This is a genomic window from Okeania sp. SIO2F4 (genome assembly GCF_010672385.1).
GTDB lineage: Bacteria > Cyanobacteriota > Cyanobacteriia > Cyanobacteriales > Microcoleaceae > Trichodesmium.
Window position 1 is genome coordinate 1 of record NZ_JAAHGT010000335.1, and the last position, 9,366, is coordinate 9,366.

3 protein-coding genes are annotated in these 9,366 nt (G+C 35.1%); 1 reads left to right on the top strand and 2 read right to left on the bottom strand.

The features are described 5' to 3' along the window. Positions 1-382: 382 nt before the first annotated feature. Positions 383-1,948: a helix-hairpin-helix domain-containing protein gene (locus F6K22_RS20485; protein WP_293101912.1), complete on the bottom strand. Its 1,566-nt coding sequence runs from the start codon at positions 1,946-1,948 to the stop codon at positions 383-385. 171 nt (positions 1,949-2,119) lie between these two features. Here F6K22_RS20485 and F6K22_RS20490 point away from each other — a divergent pair, with 171 nt between their 5' ends. Continuing rightward, positions 2,120-2,371, top strand: a complete 252-nt coding sequence (locus F6K22_RS20490) for a hypothetical protein (protein ID WP_293101915.1) — start codon at positions 2,120-2,122, stop codon at positions 2,369-2,371. Positions 2,372-3,079: 708 nt separating this feature from the next. On the opposite strand, the gene dnaE is transcribed toward F6K22_RS20490, so the two are convergent. Then, on the bottom strand, positions 3,080-9,366 hold a 6,287-nt coding region (gene dnaE / locus F6K22_RS20495; protein WP_293101917.1), incomplete at its 5' end, for a DNA polymerase III subunit alpha.

Genomic DNA, 9,366 nt, shown 5'->3' on the forward strand with positions numbered 1-9,366 from the left:
AAAATCTAAAACAGAATTAAATAGGTTTTAGGTGACTGTTCAACAATTAATAATTAATTATCTATTCTTATCAATAAAAGGATTATCTCAAAGGAATTTTTTTCTTTTTTATCGATAACTGGATAGGCTTTATACCTTAATTTTTCAGTAAATTTAAGGTACTGAATATCAGGAATCAAGTTTTCCAAATCCTATTAGTTATGTCTAATATCATGTAACGGTGCAAAAAAACAGAAGTATTTCAATATTGTTAATTGCTGAATGTTAGCTTTAACGCTGCTAGATATATTTATGGAGCGCTAAAGCGCAACTACAAACAAAGACTTTTTGATCGCTAATTATCCAATAGCGTAGATATCCTGCAAAGATGACAGGATATTAATTACCTAGAATCAATCGTTTCACAATTTAAAATTTTAGCCTCAAATTTTGCATCTTTAAGACGATTAATAGTTGTTTCCCCATCTTCTACCCAAAATTCCCGACCGAATTGTACTAACTTTTGTTGTTTCTCATCAGATATTAATGCCCCTATTGCTACCTTTGCTTTTTCCTCATTCCCAGAAGATTGTTCTTTCAAAATAGCTTCAATATCTTCAAACAAAGAATCATCTTCTGGAATCTTATGTACTGGCAGTTGCAAGATAATTATTTGTCTTGGTTTGGCAGAATCATTTTCATTTATTAATAATTCAGCCTCTTTTTTCGGACTATTTTTTTGACTCTCTAATTGCTCTACTGGTTTTTCTACTTCTGCAATAGATTGATGAACTTTTATCTCTTCATCTGTTGATTCATTTTGATAATTATCTAATTCTGTGACTGGTTTTTCCTCTTGTTCAACTCCATCTGCCATTACCTTTTCTATTGTTTCTGCACTATCTACTAATAACTGACTTTCATCATCCTTCTTGTCAACTTTTCCAGTCAAGACTAAAAGAGCATTTTCTGTCAGTAAATCTTTGATTTCTTCATATATTTTTGGAAAAACTACGGCATCTGCTTGCCCAGTCATATCTTCTACTTGCAGAAATGCCATCCGGTCGCCTTTTTTAGTAAGATGATGTTTAATTCCAGCTAACATTACCAATAATTTTATAGCTGACTTAGATTTTTTTTCCTTCATTTGAGCAATAGAAATAGCATCTTGAATTTCGTTTTGTTCCTGTGCATATTTGAGAGGATGGTCAGATACATAAAATCCTAAAATTTCTTTCTCATACTGCAATTTTTCTTTGGTTGGAAAATCATCAACACGGGAATGTTTAGGAGCAGAATCAAAAGCTGGCATTGTTGTTTCAGCTACATCAAATAAATTTAATTGCCCCATATCCCTGTCTTTATTTCTATCTTGCGCCCATTTCATTACACCTTCTAAATCTTTAATTAATTGGTGACGGTTTGGTTCAATTTGATCGAAGGCTCCACATTTAATTAATGATTCTAAAGTACGACTATTCAGAGCATTAAGATTAACACGGTCACATAGATCGGCTAAAGACTTAAAATTTCCTCCTTCTTTTCTGGCTTCTAAAATTGCTTCTATTGCTCCTTCTCCTACATTTTTTACTGCGGATAATCCAAATAAAATTTTATCTTTTGTTTCTCCTGTAGCTACTTTTGGCAAAGGAGTAAAATCTACTTCTGACTTATTAATATTTGGTGGTTCGACTTCGATATTAAATTTCTGACAATTAGCAATATATTTCTGTACTTTATCTTGGTCGCCACTATTTGCAGTTATTAAAGCTGCCATATATTCGACTGGATAATTAGCTTTTAAATAAGCAGTTTGATAAGCTACATAAGCATAAGCTGTGGAATGGGATTTATTAAAGCAGTTAGAAGCAACTAACCCATTTGCTAAGACAAAGTTATGGTCTTTAGCTACTCCAATATCGTAAACATTTTCTGTTTTTGCCTTTTTGCGAGAAACAATTTTAACCACGACGATAACTCCTTTTTAAAAGTCAAAAGTAAGATTTTATAAATTTACTTTGTCTAACTAATAGATATCTCCAATAATAAAAAATCAAATAAATATCCTACAGAAAAAATCAATTATTTCCCCCTATTCCCTCTTTTTAAGATTTTCTAAATTTGCTTTATCTAACTAAGAGTGACTATATATAGCAATTCCCATACTGGTAAGGTACAAAATTTTAGGTTTGAGGGAACAGGGAACAGAAAAGAAGAAAAACAACTGTACCTCATAACTTTGGGAATTGCTATAGAACCCCTGAGTGGTATCTTTGATATTAACATTCGCGATATAGCTATAGCTGCTGCACTTGCTCCGCCTTTCATGTCGGCGACAGCCGAAACGCCAAGCGGAACTTTATCGCCCTCGAAACCATTTTTTGTTGAATAAAAAGTCATACATATAGACGAGCAACCACAGTTTAATTTTATAATATCACAAAAATTGTGAGGATGGAACCAAAAATCCTTTGACGCGCGATTTTTTCAGGAGCTTCATAAAATGAAAATGTTGGTGATTTTCCACTAAGACTCAGAAGGTATAGATGGAAAGATTTAATGATGGGAAAAATCTGATTCTAATCTTAAAAGTAGGGGAGTATTTTTCAATCTTTTTCCTGTATTGCCTCTATTCCACTCCCGACTCGTAACTCAAAAATTTTGACGCGGGCAAAGACACCAAATAGCTTCTATAAACTCAAAAATCAAAAGTCAATAGGAAAATCCTATTCTGCTAAACTCTCTAAATGTAAGTATTCAGCTATTAGCATTAAGCTTTTCCTAAAGAACTAAGTAATACGATGTCCGGATAATTAGTGATGAAAAAACTCATGTCTCCCAATCGATTCTTTTCTAATGACTCCTTACTCTTGTCTCCTGAGGACTCCCTAATTATTTATAACTATTCAACCGGACATGATATAACAACTCAGTTTAGCTGATTACCAATTTCATTCTTATTTCAGTTCTTGAAGACTAATTTCTTTTTCCAAGATAATGAGTTAAGAACTCATAGATCATAGCTGATGACTGAATGCTTAGGAATGAGAATTAAATAAGATCCATAATTTTTACCTAGGAGTATTGCACTGAAATGCTTCTATCCAAGAAATATGGAAGTTAATAAATCCTCATTCCTTATCTTTAAACACTTCAAATCCAAATTACGCTCAAAAATTTCATCAATAGGCAGCATTTGACCATCTTCAGTCATAAACTTATGTTCTGGTGTTGCCCGAATAACTGTTCCATCTTCTAGACTATATTCATAAACTTCCTGCATACCCCGATTATGCCATTGAGCGATTGGTTGTGTATAAATATATCCATTTTTATCTACCGTATAAACAGTACATTCAATTCGATTTTCTACAATTTTACCAATAGGAATAGCACCATATTCTACAGTCATAATTTCTGTCTCATAAGCCAAACAGTATTCAGCGAATTTAATCATCTGTTCAAACAAATCTTGTGCCACAGCAGAATGAACTCCTCTTTGAGTCGCACCATCAATAAATATTTCTCGGTGCTTTTCCATTTCCGAGACCTTCTTTTTACCCATGCAGTTGTGAACTATAAAATCATTGGCAATGAAGTTATGAGTTTCAGAAATTGTCAAATCAAAAACTTCTTCTTTGCCAATATATTCTACAGAAGTAATCTCATCCCAAAATACCTCAGAATTAGCAATGGATTTTAATTCTTCATCTGCAAAAGCTGTCGCAAATCTATTAACTTTATGACGGGATAAACTCCTAGTTGGGGTGTTTTGAAAATTCAAAGGAGTAGGGAGTAGGGAGTAGGGAGTAGGGAATAAAGAATGAGGAGTAGTAACTAAATAACAACTTTGACAAATCTGCTTTTTGTAACTACTCAAATATGGCTGTATTAATTCACAAAACTTGAGCATATCCTCACGCCCTGTAATTTGAACTCGATAAGAAAGATAAGGTTTACCTTTATATTTTATCTTCTTAATATTGAACAGAGAAACTATACCTAAACGTAGAAGTAAATGTTGGATTTGTCTGACTAAAACTTCTGAGGTAGAGTTGTAATCTGTATGCCCAATTGTTTTGTCTGTACGGACGTTGCATGCAACGTCCCTACCATCTGTTGACCATAAAATTCCTAAGAAAAGTTGTAACTGACTCTTAGACAAAGAAAATACCCAATTAGGAATTTCTTTATCCCCTGAATTAGCAAGTTTGAGATGATTATCTACCCAATTATTAAAAGCTGACAGAAAACCTATACGAACATAACTAACTGATTTTTTTCCTGTATGTAGTTGTTGGTCGATAGGTGCTGAAGAGCCAAATAATTCTTTTGCGCAGCGATTAAAATCAGTAATTAATTCCATATCACTATTACAGAAATAACTTCTGACTTCTGACTTCTGACTTCTAACTTCTAGATGTCCGTCACCTATTAAATAAGCAGTAAGTTTAATTTGAGCATCAGATACTTGACTGCTATGATTAATCGGAATTTTCTTTGGTAAACCTAAGCGATCGCCTACAGAAAAATCTTTTAAAGGTTTCCATCCTAAAACTGTGTAAAAAAGGTGGTCGTTTGTAGCTCTAATTTTCCTATTTGTACGAGTGGTAATTTCCCAAACATCTCGGACACCATTAGGATGAATTTCTGTTATTGGTTGTTGCACAATTTTTTGATTTTTGATGTCTAAAGAAAAGACTTTTCGACTTAACCAATACTCAGGTTTGGCAGCTATTTCTTTCAGACTAACCAAGTTGCCTGTTGCTGCATCTATTACTTTTGTAAAACCACTCAAACAACGGCGTAATAAATCTGCTTCTCCTAAAGAATATCCTGCCAAATCTTGAGCCATTTTCATAATTTGTTCTTGGTAACAATTATGAACTACTACCCCTTCGGCTAAAAAATAAGGCGAGCTTTGGTCTTCCATTTCTAAATCAAAACATTCTGCTTCTCCTGCTTCTTCCACAGAGATAACATAAACAAGTCTGACATCTTGTAAATAAGTTTTTTCGTAGATTTCTTGGTTAGACTCTTCCCAATTTTCCAGCTTCCCTCTGTCTGAGAAATTTGTCTGTCTAAATATAGTTGCTTTTGCTAGAGAAGACTCCTGATTTTTCTGACTCGAAATATCTGTATGAGAAATGGAATCTTCTAAGTTGGTTGCCAAAGTGAAAGGGGAAATCTGTAGATGGTTTTCTCTGACTTTTTCCTGATTTTCCAGCTTTGCTCTGTCTGAGAAATTTGTCTGTCTAAATATAGTTGCTTTTGCTAGAGAAGACTCCTGATTTTTCTGACTCGAAATATCTGTCTGGGGAGTCAAATTTTCTAAAGCAGTTGTCAAAGAGAAACGGGAAATTTGTAGATGGTTTTCTCTGACTTTTTCCTGATTTTCCAGCTTCCCTCTGTCTGAGAAATTTGTCTGTCTAAATATAGTTGCTTTTGCTAGAGAAGACTCCTGATTTTTCTGACTCGAACTATCCGTCTGGGGAGTCGGATATTCTAAGTAAGACTCCAGAATTTTCTGACTCAGATTATCTGTATGAGAAACGGAATCTTCTAAACCAGTTGCCAAAGTGAAAGAGGAAATCTGTAGATGGTTTTCCCTAATTTTTTCCCAAGAGTTCTGCTCAGGTCTATCTGAAAAATTAGTCTGTCTATATAAGGTAGCTTTTTCCAGGTAAGACTCCAGAATTTTCTGACTCAGATTATCTGTATGAGAAACGGAATCTTCTAAACCAGTTGCCAAAGTGAAAGAGGAAATCTGTAGATGGTTTTCTCTGACTTTTTCCTGATTTTCTTGCTTGGGTCTATCTGAGAAATTAGTTTGTCTAAATAAGATAGCTTTTTCCAGGTAGGACTCCAGAATTTTCTGACTCGAACTATTCGTCTGGAAAGTCGAATCTTCTAAGTTGCTTCCCCAAGTCAAAGAGGAAATTTGTAGATGAGTTTCCCCAAATTTTTCCCAATTTTCCAGATGAGATTTTTGGGGAGGATTTGTCTTTCTACATAAGGTAACTTTTGCCAGGAAAGACTCCGAAGTTTTCCGACTCGTATTCGTCTGGAAAGTCGAATCTTCTAAGTTGCTTCCCCAAGTCAAAGAGGAAATTTGTAGATGAGTTTCCCCAAATTTTTCCCAATTTTCCAGATGAGATTTTTGGGGAGGATTTGTCTTTCTACATAAGGTAACTTTTGCCAGGAAAGACTCCTGATTTTTCCGACTCGAACTATTCGTCTGGAAAGTCGAATCTTCTAAAACAGTTGCCAAAGTAAAAGGGGAAATTTGTAGATGAGTTTCCCCAAATTTTTCCCAATTTTCCAGATGAGATTTTTGGGGAGAATTTGTCTTTCTACATAAGGTAACTTTTGCCAGGAAAGACTCCTGATTTTTCCGACTCGAACTATTCGTCTGGAGAGTCGAATCTTCTAAACCAGTTGCCAAAGTGAAAGGGGAAATCTGTAGATGGTTTTCTCTGACTTTTTCCTGATTTTCCAGCTTTGCTCTGTCTGAGAAATTTGTCTGTTTAAATAAGGTGGCTTTTGCTAGAGAAGATTCCAGAATTTTCTGACTCGAACTATCTGTCTGGGGAGTCGGATATTCTAAACCAGTTGCCAAAGAGAAAGGGAAAATATATAGATGATTTTCCCTAATTTCTTCTATTTGTTGGTTTAGCATTTGGGAGTTTCCCAATAGATAAATAAACCGAGACTTGTCAGAAACCTCAACATAATTATCTGCCAGATAATAATCAATTTTTAAACTTCCCAAAAGTTTGCCAACTTGTGACAATAATCTAGGAGAAGAACCCCCATAATAAACCAACTTTTCCCTATCAAAAGCACCGCCATACCAGAGACCGCGCAACAAATCTATTCGGTCTTTTTCCGAATAATCCAAAATATCTTCTGGTAAATGCTTGGCAACAGATTTTACCTGCCAACTCCTACTGCCATAAATACCATCCAAAAACTCGATTAGGTTTCTAGATTTCGATTGAGCATTAGAATTTAAATAAACCTGTCGGCGAGGAGTATCAAAATAATATTTAGCTTCCCCACCCCAAGTTTCATCAATCAAATTTTCCACCCAAAAACCACCCTTTTCTGCTGAACAGGAAATCTTGGGAGCTGAAGAAACTATATGACCAAAGAAAAAAGGTCTCAAGCCTTCCCTTTTAAAAGGATAAACAAAAGAAAATTCCCTATTCCAAGTCTTCTGCTTTGGCTGGAAGTAATGATAACTGCTAACCGATAATAACCGTTCACTGAAATGATTCTTTCCTATTAATAACCCTAATAAATAAGCTTCATTTTTACCAAGTCTTTTCTTGTTACTAGAAACTTGCCATTTTTCATAAACCGCAGAACCATAAATATTGCCTTTCTTAACTCCCGGTTGTAACTCCCAAGCAAACTTATCTCCTTCCGGCGTTAAAAAGCGATGGTTTTTTCCCGCATAAATTACCGTTCCACTAGACAAAGTAATTTTCAATATTTCCTTAACACCACTCCGCCACTGTTTAGCAACTTTTGCCTCCCAAACTTTCCTACCATCCGAAGTTAAAATTACCTCTCCACTTTTAACATTTTCAATCGCCTTTCTCGAACCATCTGGTTTATCAATTAAAGTTCCCTTCGGCAAACACAAAACCCCATAAGTTTCTTGCAAAATAGGCTCTAACTTTGGATGTTGATATTTAATTTCTTCCCGCCCATGTTTCCGGTCAATAAACTTAGGAATTAAACCAGCATCTAAAGGTCCGGGACGGTACAAAGCTAAGATAGAAGAAATATCTTCAATAGAAGTAGGCTTCAATTTTTTCACCACATCTACCATGCCAGAAGATTCCAACTGAAATACTCCTTCCAAATCTCCAGACTTAATCAGGTCATAAGTCTTTTTCACATCATCTGGCATTTTCTTAGTATTGCCTCTTGCCAAAATTTCCATTGCTTTTCTTTCATTAGCTGGCAACTCATCTGGAACTAAAGGTAGATGATGATTTGTCTCAACTAAGTTGGCAGTATTCTGGATAATAGTTAAATTTTTCAATCCCAAAAAATCCATCTTCAGTAAACCAAGGGATTCTATATCTTCCATGTGATACTGAGTAATCACCGAACCATCATTATTTCTTTGCAAAGGCACAATTTCATCCAGAGGTTCTTTAGAAATTACTACTCCTGCCGCGTGTACTCCAAAAGTTTTATTCGTTCCCTCAATTCTAATCGCCATATCTATCCATTGTCGGATAGAAATTGTACTAACTTTTCCCCCTTCATTATCTTCAATTGGTGTTTCTTGATTCTCATAGGCTTCCTTAAATTCAGGGGAAGGAGTCTCATCAGAAGTCATCACTTTTAACTTTGCAGGTTTACCCCTTGCCACAGGAATTAACTTTGCCATTTTATTCGCTTCCCCAAACGAAACACCCAACACTCTACCCACATCTTTTAATACTGCCTTAGATGTCATTCGGTTAAAAGTAATAATTTGAGCAACTCTCTCTTCTCCATACCGTTCAGTCACATAATAAATCATTTCATCTCGCTTTTCAATACAGAAGTCTGTATCAATATCTGGCATTGACTTCCTTTCAGGATTCAAAAATCTTTCAAATAACAAGCCATGATGCACCGGATCTATATTAGTAATTCGCAAAGAATAAGCAACTAATGAACCAGCAGCACTTCCCCTACCAGGACCGACAGGAATATTTTGATCTCTGGCATATTTTATGTAATCCCAAACCACTAAAAAATATGTAGAAAAACCTTTATCCTGAAGAACTTTCAATTCAGTCTCCATCCGCTCTTTATAAACTGCGGAAATTTCACTTCTTTGTTTAAGTTTCAGTCTTTCTAATAATCCATCCCAGGAAAGTTTTTCTAGATAAGTATCAGCATTATGGTCTGGCGGAATCGGATAATCAGGAATTCTTGGCTCCCCCAATATTCCCTCATATTTTTCAACTTTCTTTTCTACTTTTAATGTATTGGCAATTGCCTCTTCTATCACTTCATTTTCCAAGTGGTCTCTAAATAGTTGCTTCATCTCTTCAGCAGACTTTAAATATTCGGTACCGCTATACCGCATCCGCTTTTCTTCAGATATTAATTTTTGGGTGTTAATACACAACAAAGCGTCGTGTGCTTCTACATCTCGACAAGAAATAAAATGAGAGTCGTTTGTCGCTACTATTTTTATCTTTAATCTCTCAGCAATTTTAACAATTCCAGTATTTACTACCCTATCTTCTTGGAAACCGTGGTCTTGTATTTCTAAATAATAATCTTCTCCAAATAAATCTTTGTACCACTTAGCTACTTTCTTGGCTTCATCTAATTTTCCCTGCATAATATTTTGCGGTACTTCTCCTACCA